The organism is Saccharopolyspora rosea, from assembly GCF_025643595.1.
In the GTDB taxonomy this organism is placed as follows: Bacteria; Actinomycetota; Actinomycetes; order Mycobacteriales; family Pseudonocardiaceae; genus Saccharopolyspora; species Saccharopolyspora rosea.
Window position 1 is genome coordinate 3799041 of sequence record NZ_CP102826.1, and the last position, 21584, is coordinate 3820624.

The 21584-nt window shown below is 69.6% G+C and carries 19 protein-coding genes; 13 read left to right on the forward strand and 6 right to left on the reverse strand.

The annotated features are described in order from the left end of the window. Positions 1 to 17 precede the first annotated feature (17 nt). From NV263_RS17740 to NV263_RS17750, 3 genes are read left to right on the forward strand one after another with little or no spacing between them, the layout of a single operon-like run. A complete protein-coding gene (locus tag NV263_RS17740; RefSeq protein ID WP_263247428.1) occupies positions 18 to 653 on the forward strand; it encodes a sugar transferase in 636 nt (211 codons plus the stop codon). Then, positions 650 to 1672, forward strand: a complete 1023-nt coding sequence (locus NV263_RS17745; protein WP_263247429.1) for a glycosyltransferase — start codon at positions 650 to 652, stop codon at positions 1670 to 1672. Before NV263_RS17740 ends, NV263_RS17745 begins: the two co-directional genes overlap by 4 nt. Before the next feature lie 41 nt (positions 1673 to 1713). Continuing rightward, positions 1714 to 2805: a GNAT family N-acetyltransferase gene (locus tag NV263_RS17750; protein ID WP_263247430.1), complete on the forward strand. Its 1092-nt coding sequence runs from the start codon at positions 1714 to 1716 to the stop codon at positions 2803 to 2805. Here NV263_RS17750 and NV263_RS17755 read toward each other — a convergent pair. Next, the gene (locus NV263_RS17755) at positions 2693 to 3898 is read right to left on the reverse strand and encodes a right-handed parallel beta-helix repeat-containing protein (protein WP_263247431.1); all 1206 of its coding nucleotides are present in this window, start codon (positions 3896 to 3898) and stop codon (positions 2693 to 2695) included. The two genes, NV263_RS17750 and NV263_RS17755, sit on opposite strands and share 113 nt — an antisense overlap. Here NV263_RS17755 and NV263_RS17760 point away from each other — a divergent pair. Next, entirely contained in the window at positions 3880 to 5148 is a 1269-nt protein-coding gene (locus NV263_RS17760; RefSeq protein WP_263247432.1) for a nucleotide sugar dehydrogenase, read from the forward strand. The genes NV263_RS17755 and NV263_RS17760 overlap by 19 nt on opposite strands. Before the next feature lie 119 nt (positions 5149 to 5267). On the opposite strand, the gene NV263_RS17765 is transcribed toward NV263_RS17760, so the two are convergent. Next, positions 5268 to 5921, reverse strand: a complete 654-nt coding sequence (locus NV263_RS17765) for a phosphatase PAP2 family protein (protein WP_263247433.1) — start codon at positions 5919 to 5921, stop codon at positions 5268 to 5270. A gap of 330 nt (positions 5922 to 6251) precedes the next feature. On the opposite strand from NV263_RS17765, the gene NV263_RS17770 reads away from it, so the two are divergent. Both NV263_RS17770 and NV263_RS17775 read left to right on the forward strand, forming a co-directional pair. After that, a complete protein-coding gene (locus tag NV263_RS17770) occupies positions 6252 to 6947 on the forward strand; it encodes a class I SAM-dependent methyltransferase (RefSeq protein ID WP_263247434.1) in 696 nt (231 codons plus the stop codon). Continuing rightward, positions 6944 to 8074 (forward strand): lipid II:glycine glycyltransferase FemX, encoded by a 1131-nt coding sequence (locus NV263_RS17775; RefSeq protein WP_263247435.1) that lies wholly within the window; start codon positions 6944 to 6946, stop codon positions 8072 to 8074. Before NV263_RS17770 ends, NV263_RS17775 begins: the two co-directional genes overlap by 4 nt. A gap of 156 nt (positions 8075 to 8230) precedes the next feature. Here the strand turns inward: NV263_RS17775 and NV263_RS17780 are convergent, their stop codons facing one another. Continuing rightward, positions 8231 to 8914: a TetR/AcrR family transcriptional regulator gene (locus tag NV263_RS17780; RefSeq protein ID WP_263247436.1), complete on the reverse strand. Its 684-nt coding sequence runs from the start codon at positions 8912 to 8914 to the stop codon at positions 8231 to 8233. Between the two features lie 205 nt (positions 8915 to 9119). Between NV263_RS17780 and NV263_RS17785 the strand changes: the two genes are divergently transcribed. The 3 genes from NV263_RS17785 (at position 9120) to NV263_RS17795 (ending at position 12487) form a co-directional block, all read left to right on the forward strand. Beyond that, positions 9120 to 10649, forward strand: a complete 1530-nt coding sequence (locus NV263_RS17785) for a bifunctional 3-(3-hydroxy-phenyl)propionate/3-hydroxycinnamic acid hydroxylase (protein WP_263247437.1) — start codon at positions 9120 to 9122, stop codon at positions 10647 to 10649. A 32-nt stretch (positions 10650 to 10681) separates the two neighbouring features. Next, positions 10682 to 11581, forward strand: coding sequence for a VOC family protein (locus tag NV263_RS17790; protein ID WP_263247438.1), 900 nt, complete (start codon positions 10682 to 10684; stop codon positions 11579 to 11581). A 66-nt stretch (positions 11582 to 11647) separates the two neighbouring features. Next, entirely contained in the window at positions 11648 to 12487 is an 840-nt protein-coding gene (locus tag NV263_RS17795; RefSeq protein WP_263247439.1) for an alpha/beta fold hydrolase, read from the forward strand. A gap of 342 nt (positions 12488 to 12829) precedes the next feature. Here the strand turns inward: NV263_RS17795 and NV263_RS17800 are convergent, their stop codons facing one another. Then, positions 12830 to 14236, reverse strand: coding sequence for a sugar porter family MFS transporter (locus NV263_RS17800; protein WP_263247440.1), 1407 nt, complete (start codon positions 14234 to 14236; stop codon positions 12830 to 12832). 132 nt (positions 14237 to 14368) lie between these two features. Between NV263_RS17800 and NV263_RS17805 the strand changes: the two genes are divergently transcribed. Together NV263_RS17805 and NV263_RS17810 are read left to right on the forward strand one after the other, a co-directional pair. Beyond that, positions 14369 to 15595 carry an ROK family protein gene (locus NV263_RS17805; protein WP_263247441.1) on the forward strand — a complete coding sequence of 409 codons (1227 nt, stop codon included), beginning with the start codon at positions 14369 to 14371 and terminating at the stop codon, positions 15593 to 15595. 6 nt (positions 15596 to 15601) lie between these two features. Then, positions 15602 to 17080, forward strand: coding sequence for a sulfatase-like hydrolase/transferase (locus NV263_RS17810; protein ID WP_263247442.1), 1479 nt, complete (start codon positions 15602 to 15604; stop codon positions 17078 to 17080). Positions 17081 to 17181: 101 nt separating this feature from the next. Here the strand turns inward: NV263_RS17810 and NV263_RS17815 are convergent, their stop codons facing one another. Next, positions 17182 to 17826: an FMN-binding negative transcriptional regulator gene (locus tag NV263_RS17815; RefSeq protein ID WP_263247443.1), complete on the reverse strand. Its 645-nt coding sequence runs from the start codon at positions 17824 to 17826 to the stop codon at positions 17182 to 17184. Between the two features lie 103 nt (positions 17827 to 17929). On the opposite strand from NV263_RS17815, the gene NV263_RS17820 reads away from it, so the two are divergent. Both NV263_RS17820 and NV263_RS17825 read left to right on the forward strand, forming a co-directional pair. Then, positions 17930 to 19261 carry an aminotransferase class I/II-fold pyridoxal phosphate-dependent enzyme gene (locus tag NV263_RS17820; RefSeq protein ID WP_263247444.1) on the forward strand — a complete coding sequence of 444 codons (1332 nt, stop codon included), beginning with the start codon at positions 17930 to 17932 and terminating at the stop codon, positions 19259 to 19261. Between the two features lie 98 nt (positions 19262 to 19359). Further along, positions 19360 to 20154: an SDR family NAD(P)-dependent oxidoreductase gene (locus tag NV263_RS17825; protein ID WP_263247445.1), complete on the forward strand. Its 795-nt coding sequence runs from the start codon at positions 19360 to 19362 to the stop codon at positions 20152 to 20154. An 84-nt stretch (positions 20155 to 20238) separates the two neighbouring features. Here the strand turns inward: NV263_RS17825 and NV263_RS17830 are convergent, their stop codons facing one another. Further along, a complete protein-coding gene (locus NV263_RS17830; RefSeq protein ID WP_263247446.1) occupies positions 20239 to 21573 on the reverse strand; it encodes an MFS transporter in 1335 nt (444 codons plus the stop codon). Positions 21574 to 21584: the final 11 nt, after the last annotated feature.

Consider the following 21584-nt stretch of genomic DNA (forward strand, 5'->3'; position numbering starts at 1 on the left):
GAGGAGTTCCGACGGGCGTGCGCCGGTTGCCCGGGTGGGAAATGGCCGTGTTGCGCGCACTGGACGTGGCGCTTTCGGCCGCCGCGCTGGCCGTGCTCGCACTGCCGATGCTCGTCACCGCGGGGGTGATCCGCCTCACCAGCCGCGGACCCGCGCTGTTCCGACAACGTCGGGTGGGACAGGACGGAAAACCGTTCATCCTGTACAAGTTCCGCACGATGCGGGAGGGCTGCAGCGACGAGCCGCTGCGCGAGCTGATCGAGCGTGAACTGCGCGGCGAAGACACCTCCGCGGACGGCAGTTTCAAGTTGCACGGCGATCAGCGCGTCACCGCGATCGGCGCGTGGTTGCGGCGCACCAGTCTCGACGAGCTGCCGCAGCTGCTCAACGTGCTGGGCGGAGACATGGCGCTCGTCGGCCCGCGGCCGTGCCTGGAGTGGGAGGCCGCGATGTTCCCCCCGGAGTACGCCGCCCGGACCGCGGTGAAACCGGGTCTCACCGGCCTGTGGCAGGTCAGCGGTCGGAGCCGACTGAGCACGTTGGACATGCTTCGCCTGGACCTGGAATACCTGCGGTGTCGCAGCCTGCCGACCGATCTGCGCATCCTCGCCCGCACCCTGCCGTCGATGCTGCGCGGGGATGGTGCCCGATGACGACGTTGTTCGTGGCCACCACCGGCGGTCACCTGGCCCAGTTGAAGAACCTGTCCGAACGGATTCCCTGCGACGGCCCCGCGTTGTGGGTCACCAGCCGCAACGAGCAGAGCACGTCGCTGCTAGCGGGCCGCGATGTCGAGTACGTCAGGCCGGTCGGGTGCCGCAGCATCCGCGGGGTGTTGCGGTGCGCGCCGATCGCCCATCGGTTGTGGCGGGAGCGGGGGATCACCCGGGCGGTTTCCACCGGTTCCGGCATCGCCCTCGGCTTCCTGCCCTACCTGGCCGCTCGCGGAGTGGAGTGCCACTACATCGAGAGCGCCGCGCGGGTGAACGGGCCCTCTCTGACGGGAAGGGTGCTCCGCTGGGTTCCAGGGGTCCGGGTCTACACCCAATACCCGCACTTGGCAGGAGGTCGTTGGGGTTACGGAGGAAGTCAGTTCGACATCTACCGTCCGGTGCGGATCGACCGGCCGTTCGGTGACCTGGTGCGCGTGGTGGTGACCGTCGGCGCGTCGGTGTACCCCTTCCGGCGACTGATCGAGTCGTTGGTGCCGCTGCTCGCACCTGACGGAGAGCTGCACCGCGCCACCGGCCTGCCCGTCGAGGTGCTGTGGCAAACAGGACCGGCGCCGGTCGACGACCTGCCGATCCAAACCAAGCCGTTCCTGCCCATCACCCATCTCGCCGAGGCCCTGGCCGAAGCCGACTTGGTGGTCAGCCACGCGGGTACCGGTTCCGCGCTGCTGTCCTTCGGGGCGGGGAAAGCGCCTCTCGTCGTCACCCGGGAACGCAGGTTCGGCGAGGCTGTGGACGACCACCAGCGGCAGCTGGCGACCGAACTACACCGCCGCGGGCTGGTGCACCACCGCGAGATCGGAGCCATCACGGTCGACGACCTGCTCGCGGCTCGGTCCACCGCGGTGCGGACTTGCCAGGAACCGCAACCGTTCCAGCTTTCCTGGCACGCGGAGACCACCATGCTCAGCACCTCGCCCGTCATCGTCGACGCTCGGTAGACGTCCGGTGGGCCGAATTGGCCGCAGGGCCGGGAGGTAGCGTGTTCGTCTCCCCGCCCTGGCTTGAGGCGATCAGCCGTACCTACGGCTTCACCCCTCGTGCGAGGATCGCGATCGAGTCCGGCGGCAAGCCGATCGGCGGTTTCGCCTGGGTCCACGTCGTCGACGTGCGCGGCGAACGCCTGTGCAGTCTGCCGTTCTCGGACTGGGCGGACCCGATCGCCTCCGACTACTCCACCTGGCGCGCCCTGACGGCAGGAATCTTCGATGAGAACACGCCTCTGTCGTTGCGCTGCCTGCATTCCGCGGTTCCCGCGCAGGATCCGAGGTTGCTGCAAACCGAACAGCTCGCCTGGCATGGCACGCAACTGGACGCGCCGCTCCCCGACATCCACCGCAGGCTCTCCCCCGGTGCTCGGCGCAACATCGCCGCGGCGAGCCGGAACGGACTCAGCGTGGTCACCGACACCGGTGTCGAAGCGATGCGCGAATTCCACCGCATGCAGGTGCTGCTGCGCAAGCACAAGTACCGGATGCTCGCCCAGCCACTGGAGTTCTTCGAGAACATCTGGGCGCGGTTCCGGCTCGCCGACGCCGTGGTGACCATCACCGCGCGAGCCGGATCAGAGCCGATCGCCGCGGCGGTCTTCCTCCAGTGGAACGACACGCTGCATTACAAGTTCGGATCATCGCTGCAGGACCGGCTGCAGCTGCGGCCGAACGACGCGATCTACTGGGCCGGAATCCGATGGGCCGCCGAGCGCGGGCTGAGCCTGGTCGACTGGGGGTCAGCGACCTCGACCAACCGGGGCTCCTGCGCTTCAAGCGCAAGTACGCCACGGACGAGAAGCGGGTCGTCGTGCTTCGCTCCGCACAGGGCCCAAAACCTGGCAAGTCCGATGTGGACGTGTTGCTGCGCGAAATCACCAGGCTGCTCACCGACGAGTCGGTGTCCGACGACGTCACCGGAGCGGCCGGTTCCGTGCTGTACCGGCTGTTCTGCTAGGAGTCGCGATGCGCTCAGTCGATCACGGTGTTCCCTTGGTGCTGCAGACCGGGTTTGGAGCTATCGTCGGCTTCGAAGAAGGGGTAGCCGCCTCGCACGAACCTGTTGTTCACGACCTTCCCGTTGACCGATCCGTTCATCAGGCTGATGCCGCGTTCGAGTTTCGTGCCGCCGATCTGGTTGTCCCGGACCTCGACGTCCGGGAACCACTCCAACAGGACCGCCTGCGAAGCACCGATGCTGCAGATGTTCCCGACGAAGTGAATCCCGTGGGACTGGTGGGCCTGCACCGCAGTCGCGATCAGGCATTGCTGTCCTACTCCGGTGCACCTGTTACCGGAGATCGTGATGTCCGATGTGGATGGTGCGCTGTTGTCGAAGGTCTGGAAGCAGTCGGGATGTGGCGGATCGGAGTACCCGTCCATGCTGATGTCGTGCACGATGTTGTCCGCGATCCGGTGCCCTTGCCCGAAGAAGCGGATCCCGTCCGCGTCGCCGGAGTTCTTCTTCACCGAGCCGCTCACGTCGTTGCGCTGAACCGTGATCCGCTCACCGGAGATCAGGATGCCGCTGCCGTCCGCGCGCACGACAGTGTTGTGGTCGAGCAGCGAGTCCCGGCGCGTGTCGCAGGAGATGGCGTCCGTTGTGGTGTTGCGCACCGTGTTGCCGCGGGCGGTCAGCCCGTTGCCCTGCAGTTGCAACCCGACCCCGCCTTCCGCGGTGAATCCGTCGACGACCACGTGATCGGCCTTCACTTGCACCGACCGCACCGCGACCCCCGCGCCGCGCAGCGTGATCGGCGCTTGCTCCGTTCCGGACTTCCTGACGACCAGATCCGCGTCGGCCATGCCCGCACCGCTGAAGCACACGACGTCGCCGGGTGCGGCCCGGTCCAACGCCGCCTGGGCATCACGGGGATTCGTCACCGTGACCGTGCACCCCGACGCACTCGCCGAGGTCGGACGCTCGTAAGGGCGGCCCTGCCCGGAGCACGCACTGAGGAGCAGCGCGACGGCGACCGCTCCAGCAACCACGATTGCCCACGGGCTCGCCAGATGGGAACTTCGCCCAGCAGCACTCATGCGCACGAGCGTAGAGCCGGTCCAGGTGGCCAGCGAGATGAGCGATCGAGGTCGGCCACGCAGCGTGCCATCACATGTCCGCCGAAGGAAAACAGGAACGCCCGGAAGAGGTGGTCGGAATGTCCGCTGATCCCGCACGCTTCGTCGTCGTGGGCCAGGGCTACGTGGGTCTTCCCGTGGCGATGCGCGCCTGTGAGGTGGGCCTCGACGTCATCGGGTTCGACGTGGACAAGGAGCGCGTCGAACTGCTCACGCGGGCCAAATCGTTCATCGACGACGTGGACGACGCGCGGCTCGCAGCAGCACTGGCGACGGGACGTTACCGCGCGACGAGCAACCACAGGGAACTGAGCGGGTTCGACCACGCCTCGGTGTGCGTACCCACGCCGCTGCACGACGGGGCACCTAACCTGCGTTGCATCGAGGACGCGGCCCGAATGCTTTCCACGCACGTCACACCGGGCTGCTGCGTCGTTCTCGAATCCACCACCTATCCCGGCACGACGGAGGAGGTCTTCGCACCGATCCTCGAAGCCGGTTCCGGGCTGCGAGCGGGAACGGACTTCCACGTCGGATACAGCCCTGAACGCATCGACCCGAGCAATCCCACCTGGAAGTTCCACAACACGCCGAAAATCGTGTCCGGTGTGAACCAGACCTCGCTCGATGCGATCCGCCGGTTCTACGACCGCCTCGTCGAACGCACCGTCCCGGTGCCCGGAACGCGGGAGGCCGAACTCGCCAAACTCCTGGAGAACACCTTCCGGCACGTCAACATCGCCCTGGTCAACGAACTCGCCATGTACTCGCACGGGCTCGGCGTGGACGTGTGGTCGGTCATCGACGCGGCGGCGAGCAAACAGTTCGGGTTCATGCGCTTCTCACCAGGACCGGGCGTCGGCGGACATTGCCTGCCCATCGACCCCTCGTACCTGGCGTGGCAGGTGCGTCGTTCCCTGGGCAAGGCGTTCCAGTTCGTCGACATCGCCAACGCCGTCAACGATCGCATGCCGGACTACATCGTCTCGCGTGCCACCGAGCACCTCAACCGGCACCACAAGTCGGTCAACGGCAGCAGCATCCTGTTGATCGGTCTCTCCTACAAAGCCAACTCGGGCGACGCGCGGAACTCGCCGGCGATGGCGGTCGCCAAGCACCTCCACCGCCTGGGCGCCGACCTGCGCGCCGTCGACCCCCTGGTCGCGGCTGAAGAGGTCCCGCTGCACGTGCGGCTCGTTCCGCTGGATGCCGCCGAGGTCTCGCGGTCCGACCTGGTCATCGTCCTGACCGACCACGATGTCCTCGACTGGGCATTGCTGGAACCGCACGCCGACCACGTGCTGGACACCCGGAACCGCCTCCGCGACGCGAAGGTGGAACGGCTGTGACCGCCCGCGAAGCGACGCGCATCCGGCACGTGGAGGTGTTCCTCGGACGGACAGCCGAATCCGTTGGCGCCGGCCGAAGTGCTCCGTCGCTGCTCCGAGAGCGGACGCGCGGCGCCCGATCACCGCAGCGAGGACGCTCCTGGTTCAGGGCGATCGAGGGCGTCCAGCCCGCGTGCCACCAGCAGCACGGCCGCCGTGCCGACGCATCCGCCGGCCACGATGTCCGTGGCGTAGTGCAAGCCGAGCCGCACCAACCCGAGCACCATGCCCACCAACCCGAACGCGAGCAGCACCACCACCAGCATTCCGACGAACCTCGCACGCCGCCGGTTCCGCCTCGCTACCAGCAATGCCGCCACGAGCAACGAGACGATCGCGGTCGTGTGCCCGCTGGGCAGGGCCCAGTACGCGTTGATGGTTCGTCCGATGACCGGCTTGAGCAGCTCCGTGACCGACACGGCCGCCGGTGCCGCGATCGCGGGAAGGAGCACCGAGGTCCAGCGCCGGTCGAGGTAGCCCACGCCGGCGACGACGGCCGTCGTCGCCAGCGCCGGCCCCGCGCTTCCGAACGCGGCGAGGACGTCCAGCACACCGAGATGACCGGGAAACCACTCCACCAGCCGCCCCAGCACCGCACGATCGAGCCGCCCGGGGTCGTCCCTGTCGGCATACCACACGCCGAGGAACGCCGTGACGAGCACGCAGACCCCGGCTACGAGGACGGCTGCTCTCCGCCGCCGCGCCGGGATCAGCGCCGACTGTTCTGGCCGCATTCCACGCACCCACCCGCACCAGTTTCGGACCGGAACAGCCCAGAACCGTACCGGCCCGCGCAGTGCACACCACCGTCGCCGCACCGGAACACCCCCGGGCCCACTCGCGTTCGACGTGCTCAGCCGGCGGCGGGCGGTCGCCAATCCCGTGTGGTCCGCGTTCCGAAGCGCAGTGCGGTGTTCGCCTGCGAGGTCCCGGCCAGGTGCGCGGTCGCTGTCCGCCGCGACCGCGCCGGTCACCCGCCGGGGTGCCTTGCCGTGCCGACTCCTCGCAGGTCGGCAACGATTCCCGGAGGGCGAGGGGAAATTCACAGGAAGCGCGAGACCACCATGGCTATCCACATCGCGACCTTGGCAAAGGCGCCGTACCTCTGGATCCGCAGGGCCGTCGCCGACACTCTCTTCGAACGCCGCTACGACGTGCGCACATCGCCCGTCATCGAGCTCGACGAGCTGGGAATCCCGGCTCACGAGCGAATTCGCTACCAGGCCACCGGCTGGCTCAACCTCCCGCGCATCCTGCCCGCCCGAGAGGTGGGCCCGCACGACGTCTTCGTCGACTTCGGTTCCGGGATGGGAAGGGTGGTACTGCAGGCCGCAACCAGGTACCCGTGCAAGAAGGTCATAGGGGTGGAGCTGTCGGGCCGTCTGGTCGGAATCGCGCGCGCGAACGTGGCGCGCAACGCACACCGGCTGCGGTGCGCCGAAGTCTCCTTCGTGGAGAGCGACGCGCTCGACTACGAGATCCCTGACGACATGACGATCGCGTTCTTCCACAACCCGTTCACCGGAAGCATCTTCGCCCGCGTCCTGCAGCGCATTGTCGAGTCGGTCGACCGCGCCCCGCGCACAGTGCGCGTTGTCTACGTCAACCCCGTGGAGGAACGTGCCCTGCTGGAGACGGGAAGGGCACGCGTCGTCCGACGACTGCGCGGGATGCGGCCCACAGCCGAGTGGTCCCGGTCGAACTCGACCAGGATGTACGAGATCACTCCGCGCGCGATCGGACACGGAGTTGCAGGATGACCTCGACAGAATGGATCGAGGGCTCGGTGTCGGCCGTGGCGGTCGCCGAAGCCGATCAAGCCGCTCTCCGCGCTTGGGACCGCCTCGTCGCCGAAACGCCGGGCAGCGACGTCAGCCAGCTCCACGCGTGGGCGCGGGTCCGGAGCACGGCTGGATTCGGACGGCTCCACGTCTTCGTGCACCGGGGCACAACTCTCGTGGCGGGCGCGCAGATCCTCGTCCGCCGGCTCCCGGGAATCGGCGCGATCGGTTACCTCCCCTACGGACCCGTGGTCGCCGCAGCAGGGCCCGAGCGGGAGCACGTCCTCGAAGTCCTCGGCCGGGCACTGGCCACCCTGGCCAAAAATCGGTTGATCATGCTGTTCGTGCAGCCGCCGGAAAGCGCGGACGGCATCGTCCCGATCCTGCTCCGTGCCGGGTTCCGCCGGTCCACGGCCGGGATCGCCCCGATCGGCTCGGTGCGCGTGGACCTCTCGATCGACGAAGAGGGCCTTCGGAAAGGACTCCGCAACCACCGACTGAGCCGCTTCGCCAAGAACCGCCGCTGGGAGTCCAGGGGGTTGAAGGTCCGCATCGGCGACGAGCAGGACGTGCCCGTCCTCTCCGAACTGATGGTCTGCACAGCTGCCCGTCAGGGGTTCGACCCGCTGTCCACCGACTACCTCGCCGCCCTCTACCGGGAACTCGCGGCGACCGGCCACGTCACCCTGTTCATCGGCGAGATCGACGGCGTCCCGGTCGCCAGCCACCTCTACACGCTGTGCGCTGACACGGTCAAGTACCGCCTGACCGGGTTCGACCGGGACCGCGATGTGGCAGGCGTCGGCGCACCGGGAGTGCTGCACTGGGAGGCCATGCGGTGGGCCAAGGCCGAAGGCTACCGCTGGTTCGATTTCGGCGGTCTCAACGAGGTGTCGCTGGGCGCCGCGGCCGACGGGAACCGCGCGGGAATCCCCTCCCACGACAGCTTCAAACTCGACTTCGGTGGAACGCCTTACCGGTTCCCGGCACCGGTCGAACTCATCGCCTCCCCGTGGCTTCGCCGCGCCTACGACGCGGCCCGCTGCTGGCCCGGCGGCCGCCGCCTCATCGCCAGAACCGCCCGACTGCTCCGCGGCGGCCGTTGAGCGGACGGCGCGTCCACCGCGCGGACGAGGACCGCACGCTGGCCTGGCGACCGCGGTCGGACAGCGGATTTCGCGCAGCACCAACAGGATTCGACCGTCCTGAGGCCGGGATCCCGCGGTCCTGCCGGCCGCGGCTCCGGGTCCGATGCGGCGTCGCTACGACTTGCGAGCGGTCCTGCGCCGGGACTTCGCCGCGGCGCGCACGGCCGCCACGCGCGCCTCGCCGATGGCGGCCATCGCGTCGCCGAGCAGGCGCATCAGTTCGCCCCCGGACTTGCCGTCCGCCGACTGCAACGACACGAAGGTGCCGTCGAACGCGGCCATGGCGAAGTGCGCGAGCTCGTCGGCGATCGCGCTCGCCACGTCCTCCCCCGCCACCGAGAACGACGAGTGAATCATGTGCCGCATGTAGTCGCGGCCCTCGTTGCGCACGTCGATGATGGTCTGCAGCACCTCGGGCGCCTCGGCCGCCTCGTTGGTCATCACCAGGGCGAGCAGCAGCCGCAGGAAGTCCTGGTGGTCCGCGAAGGTCTCGCTGGTCCTGTGCAGGTACCACGCCAACCGCTCGCGCGGGGTGCCGCCCTCGGGCGGGTTCCGGTGCGCTTCGCGCATCGCGTCGAAGAATTCGTGGGCGCCGCGCGCCATCACCGCGGACAGCAGCCCGGCCTTGGACTCGAAGTGGTGGTAGAAGGCGCTCTTCGGCAAGCCGGTCTCCCCGGCCAGCACGGATATCGACGTGGCGGCGTACCCGCGGGCCGCCATCACGCGGGCGGCGACGTCGAGTATCTCCTGGCGAGATCGCCTGCCACGGCGGTTCCCGTTGCGAACAGCGCTTTCCATGCGGTCAGTCTAGAACCGCACGCGATTCCACCAGCCAGAACCTGCTGGCGCGGTCATTGACACTGCCGGGCTCGTTTGTAACTCTGCTCACTAATGTACCGAACGACCGGTCCAAAACTGGCCGGCTGAGGCACCGGGGACACCCCCACGCGCCCCCTGCCGACCAGCCCACACCCCGGTGCGGCCGAGCAACGGAGCTCAGCGCATGACCGAGCAGTACGACGCGGACGTCGTGATCATCGGCTACGGCCCGAGCGGCGTCACCGCAGCGCTCACCCTCGCCAAGCACGGCATCTCCACCATCGCTCTCGAACGGCACCACGACATCTACTCGCGCGCCCGGGCCGTCACGGTCAACGACTGGACGATGCGCATCTTCCAGAACCTCGGTGTCGACGAGGTCGTCAAGAAGGACATGGACCCGCAGCGCGCGCTGCGCTGGCTGACCTACGACGGAGAGGAGATCTTCCGGGTCGAGCACCCGCCGTCGACGCTGGGTGCCGAAGCGCGATCGTTCAACATCTACCAGCCCACCATGGAAGCGCAGCTGCGCGCGTGCGCCGCCCGGTACGACGGGCTCGACGTGCGCTGCGGCGTCGAAGTCCGCTCCCTCGACCAGGACGACACCGGCGTCACCGTGTCCACTGAGGACACCGCCACCGGTGAAACCCGGACCACGCGCGCCCGCTACGCGCTCGGCTGCGACGGCGGCAGCAGCCGCACGCGCGGCCAGCTCGGCGTGCAACTGCTCGGCGACACCCTCGACGTGCTGTGGACCGTCATCGACTGCCGCGTCAAGCGCTGGTGGCCCGACCGCGACATCCTCACCTTCTGGTCCGACGAGGAGCGGCCCGTCGTCGACATCGCACTCGCGCAGGGCAACCACCGCTGGGAGATCCCGCTCAAACCCGACGAGTGCGAGGCCGACTTCGCCACCCACGAGCAGATCTGGCCGCTGCTGGAAAAGCTCGGTGTCAGCGAGGAAGACGTCGAGATCCACCAGCACGCCTTCTACCGCCACCACACCCGGATGGCCGAGACCTGGCGGGTGGGCCGGACCTTCCTCGTCGGCGACGCCGCGCACCTGATGCCGCCGTGGGCCGGGGCCGGCATGCAGACCGGGATCCGGGACGCCTTCGACATCGGCTGGAAACTCGCCGGGGTGCTCAACGGTCGGCTCGCCGAGGGTTTTCTGGACACCTACGAGGCCGAGCGCCGCCCGAACGCGGCGATGTTCACCCAGCTGGCCGTCGACCTCGGGCGCCTCATCAAGCAGGAGATGTCCGCCGAAGAGCGGCGCGCGTTCCGCGTTTCCTCCGTCGAGGGCGGAGTTCCGCTCAGCGCACCGCCGTTCCTGGTCGCCGGTTGGCTGCGGGGCCCGGCCGACGGCTCCGGCGTCGTCGGCCAGATGGTGCCCCAGCCGACCGTCTGCAACACCCGCGGCGTGCAGACGCGGCTCGACGACCTGCTCGGCGACAGCTTCGCGCTGCTCGGCGACGACGTCGACCCGGCCACGCTGCTGACCCCGGAGGAGAAAGCCGACTGGGACGCGCTCGGGGCCCGCTACATCGCGGTCCGCCCGCAGGACGGGTACACCGAGGGCCCCGACGAGCTGGTCGACGTGGAGAAATCGATCCGCCCCTGGTTGCGCGGGTTCGGCGTTCGCGCCGTCGCCGTGCGCCCCGACAAGTTCGTGGCAGCCGCCGATGTCAGCGGCCTCGCCGCACCCGCCTGACCCCCTGCCCGGAGGAATGAAGGAGAACGACGATGTCCAAAGTCACCGAGCTCGGCTACGTCGGCGTCGAGGCCAGCGACCTCGACGCCTGGGAACACTTCAGCGCTGAGCTGCTGGGCTTGCAGGTCGCCGACAGGACCGACGACACCCTGGCGTTGCGCATGGACCACAAGGCGCACCGCTGGATCCTGGTCCGGGGCGAGGCCGATGACCTGGCCTTCACCGGCTTCGAGTGCGCCACCGACGCCGACCTCGACGCCCTCGTCGCGAACCTGCGCGCCGCCGGCTCCGAGGTCACCGAGGGCGGGCCCGGGCTGGCCGCCGCCCGCCGGGTCCGGCGCGTCGTCGTCACGACCGACCCGGCCGGCAACCGCGTCGAGCTGTTCGTCGGCTTGGCCGACGCCGAGACCCCCTTCTCGTCCGGCGTGCTGCGGTCGAGCTTCGTCACCGCCGAAGGTGGTGCCGGCCACCAGTTCCTGATGGAGCGCGCCGATCGCCAGGTGATCCTGGACTGGTACGGCATCCTCGGCTTCTCGATCACCGACTACCTCACCGAAGAGGTCGCGCCGGGGGTGTTCGCCGACGCCGTTTTCACGCACTGCAACGGTCGGCACCACTCGGTGGCGTGGGCGGCCATGCCGTTTCCCAAGCGGATGCACCACTTCATGATCGAGGTCGCCGACATCAACGACGTGGGCCTGGCCTACGACCGGTGCATGGACGCCAAGCAGACCTTCTCGATGACCCTGGGCATGCACCCGAACGACCAGATGTTCAGCTTCTACGTCCGCACGCCCTCGGGCTTCGACATCGAGTACGGCTGGGGTGGCCTGATCATCGACGACGACACCTGGGAGGTCCAGCGCGGACACCAGCTCAGCACCTGGGGCCACCGCTCGCCCCAGGTCGTCGCCGAGCTGCTGCAGCCCTGACCGCCGGCTGCCGCCAGCGGACCTCCCGACGCCAGCTGCCCCCACCCTTCGCACAAGGACATCACCATGCCGATCACCCAGGCCGGAACCAGCCGCACCGTGCAGACCGCGGACTGGAAGCTGCACTACCACGAGGCCGGAGAAGGCCACCCCGTGCTGCTGCTGCACGGCAGCGGACCCGGAGCCACCGGCTGGAGCAACTTCTCCGGCAACATCGAGGCGCTGGCCCGGCAGTTCCACGTCTACGCCGTGGACATGCCGGGCTGGGGCGAGTCCGACGCCGCCACCGTCGACCAGCTCGACCACGTCGAAGCCGCGCTGCAGTTCCTCGACACCCTCGGCATCGAAAAGGCCGCTTTCGTCGGCAATTCGATGGGCGGAGCGACGTCGATGCGGTTCGCCACCGAACACCCGGACCGGATCTCGCACCTCGTCACGATGGGCCCGCCCACGCCCGGACCGAAACTGTTCGGCCCGGGTGACGGGCCCAGCGAGGGCCTGAAGGTGCTCATCGAGACCTACCAGGACCCGAATCCGGAGAACATGGGCAGACTCATCGAGATCATGGTCTACGACAAGCGGTTCGCCACTCCCGAGCTGCTCGCGGCGCGGTCGGACGCGGCCAAGGCGCGCACCGACCACCTGCGCAACTACCTGGCCGGCCTGCCCCACGGCACCCCGATCCCGAAGTGGGTCCGCCTGGAAGACCTGCGCGAGGTGCGCGTACCGACGCTGCTGATCCACGGCCGCGACGACCGGGTCGTCTCCTACGAGCACTCGATGATGCTGCTCTCGCTCATCCCCGATTCCCGGCTCGTGGTCCTGAACCGCTGCGGGCACTGGGCGATGATCGAGCACACGGACGAGTTCAACCGCCTGGTCGCCGATTTCCTCGCGAACAACTGAGATCCCTCCCGGCCTGCCGGACCTCCCCACCGGCGGGCCGCCGTGCACCGCGGCACCACCGCGAGCACCAGGCGGTCGGGGCCGGATCACTTCGGAGGCCAGTGATCCGGCCTCTGTGGACATCCCCGGGCCGGCGGGGACAGCGCCCGCAGCCCGACCGGGCGCGTCCCGTCGGCCACGGCTCCTCGGCGAGGATGCTCGTCCCGGCGATCGCCGCCGCGATCCGGGACGCGGCCTGCGGTCGAGCTGAGCCCGCCGCACGGCTCACTCCCCGTCGGTGTCGAGACCGTGCGTGCGCAGCGCGATCGAGTCCACAGTGGTCGCGGTCGTGTTTCCGCGGTGTCACCGCGATTGCCCGGTTTCGGGCGCGTGGAGCGATTCGAGGCTTTGACGGCTGGTTTCGGGCAGCAGCCGCGCGACGAACACCGCCGCGGCGAGGCCGAACAGGCCGAAGAACAGGAAGATCCCGGTGGCGCCGTGCGCGATGAGCGTCGGGAAGTACAGCGTCAGCAACACCGTGACCAGGATCTGGGCGCCGGTGGCGAGTGAGACGCCGGATGCGCGGGCCCGCAGCGGGAACAGCTCCGGGAGCATGATCCACACGACCGGACCCCAGGTCAGCGAGTAGGCGGCCTTGAAGATCGAGAGCATGGCCAGGCTGATGCTCTGCCCGGCGAACGTGCCCAGCAGGTCGAAGAAGAACACGGCGCACACGCTCAGCATCGCGACACCGAGCACGATGCTGCCGCCGATCAGCAGCGGGCGCCGCCCCACCCGGTCGACCACGTATCCGCACAGCAGCGTCATCACGACCGAGAGCACGCCGAACCCGACGGTGTTGATCAACGCCGCCTGGGTCCCGAAGCCCACCTTGGTGAGGATCGTCGGCGCGTAGTAGACGATCGAGTTGATGCCGACCAGCTGCTGCGCCATCGCGAAGATCGTCGCGACGACCAGCCCCCGGCGCAGTGCGCGGGAGCGCAGCAGCGCCCGCCAGGTCAGCGAGGACGCCTCGATGCCACCCCGGCGGTGGGTGGCGTCCAGTTCGTCGAAGGCGCGCTGCGCCTCCTCGGCCGGTAGCAGCGCATCGAGGACCCGGCGCGCGTCCTCGCTGCGTCCCCGGAGCATCAGCCAGCGGGGCGTTTCGGGTTGCCGGAGCAGGGCCAGCGCGATCAGCGCGGCGGGGATCGCCGCGAGGCCGAGCGACCAGCGCCACGACAACTCGCTGGAGAAGAAGTAGTTGATGATCGCCGAGACCAGGATGCCCGTGGCGATCATGAGCTGGTTTCCCGAACCGTGCCGGCCACGGGTTTCGGCGGGGGCCAGCTCGGACAGGTACGTCGGCACCGTGCTCTGGGTGCTGCCCACGGCCAGGCCCGCGAGCACCCGTCCGACGAGCAGCCACGCATAGCCGGGCGCGACGGCCATCAGCACGCTGGAGACCACGTACACCAGACAGGTGATCAGGAGCGCGGCGCGGCGACCGATCGCCTGGGCCACCCACCCGGCCGCCGTCGCACCGACCACCGCCCCGACCAGCAGCGCCGTGACCACGACACCGCTCTGCAAGGAGGACAGCCGGAATTCGGGCGTGATGAACAGCAAGGCGCCGGAGATGACACCCATGTCGTAGCCGACGAGCACCGCGGCGAGCGCGGCCACCGCGCTGGCACCGCGCTGTCGTCGACGCCTGCCGCGTTCGTCGGCCTCCCGCAAGGGTTCTCCGCGCAAGGAGGTCGCTCGTTTCATCAGTGGCCTCCGACGGTCGCGGTGCTCGCCTGGGACGTGCCAGCGAGTGTCGACCAGCGCAGTGATTAATGTCAATCAGTACGACAAAAAGATACGATCGGGTTGCATGTAACAGCTTGTTTCTGCCGCTCGGTGGACATAATCTGCCCGCCGGGGCCGGAGTCGGAGGGAGGGCGCGAGATCGCCGGAACAACGAGCGGTGACGCGCGGCGTGCCGGCTCGGTCGCCTCCCGGGCCGCGATCATCGCGGCGCTGCGCCGGCACGGGCCGATGACCCGCCGACGCCTCGTCGCCGAGACCGGGCTTTCCCGGGCGACGGTCTCCGGTGCCCTGGCGGCCCTGGCAGCCGACGGCCGCATCCGGGAGACCCCGAACGCTGCGGGCGGCACCAGGGGACGACCGTCGATGCTGGTCGGCATCAACGAATCCCGGGCCGACCTGGTCGGCATCGAGATCGGGCGCGCGCACCTGGCGGTGGCCGTGGCCGACGGCGCCGACACCGTGATCGCGACGGCGGACCGCGACATCCCCGCGCGCACCAGCATTCTCGCCCGCACCGAGGCCGCCCTCGCCCTGCTGGCGGAGGTCGCGGCCGAGCAGGGCCTCGACCTGAGCACCGTGCGCGGCGTCGCGGCCGGCACGCCCGGCCCGAAGTTCACCGGCAAGGGCCGCTCCGCCGACCTGGCGCTCGCCCGGTTCACCCGCGACCGCGCGGAGGTCGCCGCGCAGCTGACCGCGCGCTTCGGCGTCCCGGTGCGGGTGGAGAACAACACGCGCTACACGGCACTCGCCGAGACCGCGGCCGCGGACGACCGGGACGTCGCCTACCTGCGCGTGGACGAGGGCGTCGGCGGTGGTGTGGTCGTCGACGGTTCGCTGGTGTCCGGCAGCTGGGGCACCGCGGGCGAGCTGGGACACGTGTGCGTCGACCCCACCGGGCCGCGCTGCGCCTGCGGCGGGCGCGGCTGCGTCGAACTGGTGGCGTCGCTGCCCGCGCTGCTCGCCGCGACGGGCAGCGCGGATCTCGCCGCACTGGACCACCGGTTGCGCGCGCACGACCCGGACGCCGCAGCGGCGCTGCGGAAAGCGGCGGGCGCCGCCGCGCAGGCGCTGGCCGGTGTCCTGGCGGTGCTCGACGTGTCGGTGGTGGTCGTGGGCGGCCGGGTCGCCCGACTACCGGGATTCCTCGACCTGCTGGAGCAGCTGGTCCGCGACGTGGCACCGAGTTGGTGCGCGGCCGAACTGACCGTGCGACCCGCTCATGACGACCACACGGCGGGCGCGCGCGGCGCTCTCGTGCACGCGCGCCTGGCCGCCGACGCGGCGAGCAACGGTGACCGAGCACGAAGCATGGGATGACACGACGTGACCGACAACATCATCTTCCTGATGACCGACCAGCACTCGATCTCCACCCTCGGCTGCTACGGCAACCCGGTCGCGCGGACCCCGGTCCTCGACCGGTTGGCCGAGACCGGGACCCGCTTCACGCACGCGTTCACCCCGACGGCGATCTGCACCCCGGCGCGGGCCAGCCTGCTGACCGGTGCGGCACCGTTCCGGCACCGGCTGCTGGCCAACTACGAACGCAACGTCGGCTACCTGGAGGACCTGGCCGACGACCAGTTCACCTTCGCCGAGGCACTGCGCGAGGCGGACTGGCGGCTCGGCTTGGTGGGCAAGTGGCACGGCGGCGTGCGCCGGACCGCGGCCAGTTACGGCTTCGAGGGGCCGACGTTGCCCGGCTGGCACAACCCGATCGACCATCCCGACTACCTGGCCTACCTCGACGAACACGACCTGCCGCCGTACCGGATCAGCGACCCGATCCGGGGAGTCGCACCCCACGGCGGCCCGGGAAACCTCCTGGCGGCGCGGCTGCACCAGCCCCTCGAAGCCACCTTCGAGCACTACCTGGCCACCCGCACCATCCAGATGCTCGAACGATTCGCCGCCGATTCCCGCGGGCGCCGCTTCTTCCTGGCGACGCACTTCTTCGGCCCGCACCTGCCCTACATCCTGCCGGACGAGTACTTCGACCTCCACGACCCGGACGACATCGAGCTGCCGCCCTCGGTGCGCGAGACCTTCGCCAACAAGCCGCCGGTGCAACGCAACTACAGCGCGCACTGGGCCTTCGACACCTTGGACGAGGCCACCAGCCGCAAGCTCATCGCCGCCTACTGGGGTTACACCACGCTCATCGACCACGAGATCGGGCGCATCCTCGACGCGGTCGAACGCCTCGGGCTGGCCGACCGCACCGCCGTGCTGATGACCGCCGACCACGGCGAGTTCACCGGCGCCCACCGGCTGCACGACAAGGGCCCGGCGATGTACGACGAGATCTACCGGATCCCCGCACTGGCGCGGATTCCGGGCGGACCCGGCCACCAGGTCCGCGACGAGTTCGTGACGCTGACGGACCTCACCGCGACCATCCTGGACATCGCCGGCCTGCCCACCGAACCCGCCGTCGACGGCCGCAGCCTGCTGCCGCTGGTCGCCGGGGAACGCCCGGAATGGCGGCCGACCGTGCTCGCCGAGTTCCACGGGCACCACTTCCCGTACCCGCAGCGGATGTTGCGGACCAGGACGCACAAGCTCGTGGTGAACCCGGAGTCGGTCAACGAGCTCTACGACCTGCGCGACGATCCGCACGAGCTGGTGAACCGGATCGACGACCCGGACCTGGCCGACGTGCGCCGGGAGCTGATGACCGAGCTGTACCGGCAGCTCCGCGAGCGCGGGGACAACTTCTACCACTGGATGGCGTCGATGTTCGACGTCGGCGCCGACTACGACGTCACGCTCAGCTCGTTCGAATCACGGGGAACCCCGTGACGCGGCCCGTTGCGGACCGGCGACGGCCCCGCGGGACGTTCAGCGGTCGGTGATCATCCGTCCGCGGGCGCGCCCGACCCGGACCGGTTCGGCCGCAGTCGTCATGACGTCGCCCTGCCCCCGTCGTCCAGACCGATGGCGACCATGTGCGCGGCGGTCTCCTGCTCGGGACGGGTGCCCTGCTCCAGGCCGCGGATGACACCGGTGCGGTCCTCGGCGGTGCGGTTCTGGTTCAGCTTGGCCTTGGCCACCACGCGCGTGATCGACAACTCGATGCCGACGATTCCCCTCAGCTGCGCCGCGATGAACTTCTCCGGAGCGTCGGTGACCTTCCACGGCGTCGCACGTGTGCTCTCGTGGTGGTCGGTCAGCTCGGTGACGTGATCGAGCAGCCAGTCCCGGTCGTCGTGGGCCCGCAACTGCCCGAAGACGTTGAGGACCTGGTAGTTCCACGTGGGAACGACCTTGTGGGTCCGCTGCTTGCTCGGGTAGTACTCCGGCGTCACGTACGCGTCGACACCGGGGATGATCACCACCGACTCCGCCTCGGCGGTGCAGCGCCAATGCGGGTTCGGCCGGGACATGTGCCCGACCAGGCTGTGCCGGTCGGCGTCGTAGAGCAGCGGCAACGAGGTCACCTCCATGCCGCCGTCCGGAGCCGGGGTGACCAGGTGGCCGAATCCTCCCTTCCGCAGCAGGGCAGCGGTGTCCTCTTCGGACACCTCGAAGTGCTTCGGCAGGTACATGGCCGCTCCTCGGTTCGTCGTCGTGATGGCGGGCGTCCGTCTTTGTCACGTGACAAACACTGTAGAGACCGGGACCGGTTCTGTCACGTGTCATACTGACCAGGTGACGGAAGACGCCGTGGGTCGCGCGCCGATCACCGGCGCTTCGGCAGGTGAGATCTCCGAGAGCGTGCGGAACCTGGTCAGCACGGGCCGGCTGCGCCCCGGCGATCCGGTCCCCCCGATTCGCGACCTCGCGCACGAACTCGGGGTCCACCGCAACACCGTGGCCGCCGCCTACCGGATGCTGGTCGCCGCCGGAGTGGCCGAAACCCGCGGCCGGCGCGGCACCGTCATCACCTCTCCCCCTCACCTGGAGGGTGAGACGCCGGTGAACACCGAGCTCGTGGACCTCTCCAGCGGCAACCCCGACCCCGCCCTGCTCCCCGACGTCACCGCGGCGCTGTCCCGGATCGACTACCGGATGCAGATGTACGGGAGTCCGACCGTCGATCTCCGCCTGGCCCGATGGGCGCGCGGGACGCTCACCCCCGAACTCGACCACCCCTTCGAGATCTCGGTGACCCACGGCGCCGTCGACGCGGTCGAGCGGCTGCTCACCGCCCACCTGACGCGCGGCGACGTGGTCGCCGTGGAAGACCCGTGCTTCTACGCCAGCGAGGGGACGGTCCGGCTCAACGGGTTCCGCGCGGCGCCCGTCCAGGTCGACGCCGAGGGACTGGAGCCGCGAGCCTTGCGAGCCGCGCTGGACGAGGGGGCGCGCGCCGTCGTCATCACGCCCCGGGCGCACAACCCCACGGGCGTGACCATCACGGCCGAACGCGCCCGGGAGATCAGGGCGGTGTTGCAGCGCTACCCGCACGTGCTCGTGATCGAGGACGACCACTTCTCCGCGCTCTCCCGCCACCCCTACGAGCGCGTCACCCCACCCACCACCCAGCGCTGGGCGCTCGTGCGGTCGGTGGCCAAGTTCCTCGGACCGGACCTCCGCGTCGCGGTCGTCGCCTCCGACCCGGGAACGGCCGAGCGACTCGGGAGCCGCTTGCGGCCGGGCGCCACCTGGGTGAGCCACCTGCTCCAGCAACTCGCGGCCGACCTGCTCGAATCCGACGTCGTCGCACGACAACTGAACCGCGCTCGTCGCGCCTACGCCGAGCGGGTGGACGCGCTGCGCGCGGAGTTGGCCGGCGCGGGAGTCGACACCCCGTTCCCCACCGACGGCTTCAACGTCTGGGTTCCCGTGCCGCACGGTTCCGCCGCCGTGGTCGCGGCGTTGCGGGAGGCCGGCTGGTCAGTGCGGGACGGACTCCCGTTCCGCACCCCGAAGAGCACGACCCCGCACGGAATCCGCATCACCGCGTCGAGACTGACGCGACCCCGGACCCGCGAATTCGCCCAGTGCCTCGCGGAAGTGCGCCGGTCGACCACCGGCTGACCGGGCCCACTTCCACCACGCCGCCGGCGAGCGAGCTGGCGGCCGGACGAGCGTGCGGGAGAATCCCAGGAGACGTTCTCCCGATCAGAGGGGCGAAGATGCGCATCGACCTCAACGAGAAGACCGCGCTGGTCACCGGATCCTCAGCGGGGATCGGTTTCTCGATCGCACGCGGCCTCGCCGGCGCGGGCGCCGACGTCGTCGTCAACGGCCGCTCGGAGGACACCGTCACCGCCGCGGTCGACAGGATTCGGCAGGACTTCCCGGAGGCGGCCGTCCGCGCGGCCGTGGGCGATGTGACCACCGAGGACGGTGCGAACCGCGTCGTGGATCTGGCGGGCGACGTCGACGTCCTGGTCAACAACCTCGGGATTTTCGGCGCCGTCCCGGCGCTGGAGATCACCGATGACGACTGGCGGCGCTACTTCGAGGTCAACGTCCTCGCAGCGGTGCGGCTGACCCGCCTGCTGCTGCCCGCGATGATCTCACGCGGCTGGGGGCGCGTGCTCAACATCGCCAGCGACTCCGCCGTGGTCATCCCCGAGGAGATGATCCACTACGGCACGAGCAAGACCGCGTTGCTGGCGGCTTCCCGCGGATTCGCCAAAACCGCCGCGGGCACCGGGGTCACCGTCAACTCGGTCATCGCCGGCCCGACCCACACCGGCGGGGTGGAAGAGTTCGTCTACCAGCTCGTCGACCGATCCCTGCCCTGGGACGAAGCGCAACGCGAGTTCATGCGCACCAACCGACCGCAGTCGCTCCTGCAGCGGCTCATCGAGCCCGAGGAGATCGCCAACATGGTCGTCTACCTCGCCTCCCCGCTCGCGTCGGCCACGACGGGCGGAGCAGTGCGGGTGGACGGTGGCTACGTCGACGCGATCCTGCCCTGACCGCTCGCAGCTGCCGCGCTCCTCGTCGGTGAGCACGGCGGCTGGTCGTCGGGCAGCGCTGGTCCGCCCGACGACCAACCGGTTTCACACCCGCGACCGCTGCTGCGGCGCGTTCCGGGTCGCGAAAAGGCTGCGGCGGAACGTTTCCGGGGCGGCGAACATCGAAGCGGCCGCGATGAGCGCCCCGGCCGCGACCAGCGCCGCCAGGCTCCACGACGCTCCGCCGGACCACAGGATCAGCGATGTCGCCAGCAGCGGCGTGAAACCGCCCAGCAGCACACTGCCGATCTGGTACCCGATGGACACGCCGCTGTACCGCACGTGCGGTTCGAACAACTCGGTGTAGAACGCCGCGATGGGGGCGAACACCGCACCGTGCGGCACCGCGAGCGCGATGGCCAGGGCCAGCGCGATGAGCGCCGGGGACCGGGTGTCGACCAGCCAGAAGAACGGCCAGGCGTAGGCGGCCATGAACAGCGCACCACCGATGAACACCGGCCGACGGCCGAGGCGATCCGACACCGCACCCCACAGCGGCAGCGCGACGATGTTCAACGCGGCCGCGAGCATCACCCCGGTCAGCCCGGCCTGGCGCGGAACGTCGAGTTGCTGGGTGAGGTAGGTGAGGATGAAAACGGTGAACACGTAGTAGTTCCCGCCTTCGGCGAAGCGGACCCCGATCGCGATCAGGAGCTGCTTCGGGTGAGTGCGCAGCACCTCGACCAGCGGACGGCGCGGCGGCCCGCCGGATTCGATCGCCGCCGCGAAGGACTCGGACTCGGTGATCCGGAACCGGATGTACAGCCCCACCACCGCCAGCACGATGCTCACCAGGAACGGAATCCGCCATCCCCAGCTGATCAGCTGCGGCTCCGGCAGCAGCGAGACGATGCTGAACACCCCGGTGCCCAGCAGAAGACCGGCCGACACACCGGTTTGCGGCCAGGCGCCGTAGCGTCCGCGCTTGCCGTCGGGGGCGTGTTCGACGGCCATCAGCACCGCGCCGCCCCATTCACCGCCGACCGCGAATCCCTGGACCAGCCGCAGCAGCACCAGCAGCGCGGGCGAGGCGAGACCGATCTGCTGGTAGGTGGGCAGCAGACCGATGAGCGTGGTGGATCCGCCCATCAGCGTCAGGGTCGTCACGAGAGTCGCCTTGCGGCCGAGCCGGTCACCGTAGTGACCGGCCACGAATCCGCCGAGCGGCCGGGCGATGAACCCGGCCGCGAAGGTCCCGAACGCGGCCAGCGTGCCCGCTGCGGGACTGATGTCGCTGAAGAACAGCTGGTTGAAGATCAGCGCCGCAGCGGTGCCGTAGATGGTGAAGTCGTACCACTCGATGACGCTGCCGATGGTGCTGGACGTCAGCGTCCTCGACGCCGACGAGGCCCCGGTACGCGTCGTTGCGTTGGAGGACATGGGCGGTGCGC

What these genes read in the sequence shown, in the direction of transcription:
- NV263_RS17765 (WP_263247433.1), bottom strand. Translation starts at nt 5,921, where the DNA reads ATGCGGCCAGAACAGTCGGCGCTGATCCCGGCGCGGCGGCGGAGAGCA.
- NV263_RS17800 (WP_263247440.1), bottom strand. Translation starts at nt 14,236, where the DNA reads ATGAAACGAGCGACCTCCTTGCGCGGAGAACCCTTGCGGGAGGCCGAC.
- NV263_RS17785 (WP_263247437.1), top strand. Translation starts at nt 9,120, where the DNA reads ATGACCGAGCAGTACGACGCGGACGTCGTGATCATCGGCTACGGCCCG.
- NV263_RS17775 (WP_263247435.1), top strand. Translation starts at nt 6,944, where the DNA reads ATGACCTCGACAGAATGGATCGAGGGCTCGGTGTCGGCCGTGGCGGTC.
- NV263_RS17825 (WP_263247445.1), top strand. Translation starts at nt 19,360, where the DNA reads ATGCGCATCGACCTCAACGAGAAGACCGCGCTGGTCACCGGATCCTCA.
- NV263_RS17745 (WP_263247429.1), top strand. Translation starts at nt 650, where the DNA reads ATGACGACGTTGTTCGTGGCCACCACCGGCGGTCACCTGGCCCAGTTG.
- NV263_RS17770 (WP_263247434.1), top strand. Translation starts at nt 6,252, where the DNA reads ATGGCTATCCACATCGCGACCTTGGCAAAGGCGCCGTACCTCTGGATC.
- NV263_RS17780 (WP_263247436.1), bottom strand. Translation starts at nt 8,914, where the DNA reads ATGGAAAGCGCTGTTCGCAACGGGAACCGCCGTGGCAGGCGATCTCGC.
- NV263_RS17790 (WP_263247438.1), top strand. Translation starts at nt 10,682, where the DNA reads ATGTCCAAAGTCACCGAGCTCGGCTACGTCGGCGTCGAGGCCAGCGAC.
- NV263_RS17830 (WP_263247446.1), bottom strand. Translation starts at nt 21,573, where the DNA reads ATGTCCTCCAACGCAACGACGCGTACCGGGGCCTCGTCGGCGTCGAGG.
- NV263_RS17815 (WP_263247443.1), bottom strand. Translation starts at nt 17,826, where the DNA reads ATGTACCTGCCGAAGCACTTCGAGGTGTCCGAAGAGGACACCGCTGCC.
- NV263_RS17795 (WP_263247439.1), top strand. Translation starts at nt 11,648, where the DNA reads ATGCCGATCACCCAGGCCGGAACCAGCCGCACCGTGCAGACCGCGGAC.
- NV263_RS17760 (WP_263247432.1), top strand. Translation starts at nt 3,880, where the DNA reads ATGTCCGCTGATCCCGCACGCTTCGTCGTCGTGGGCCAGGGCTACGTG.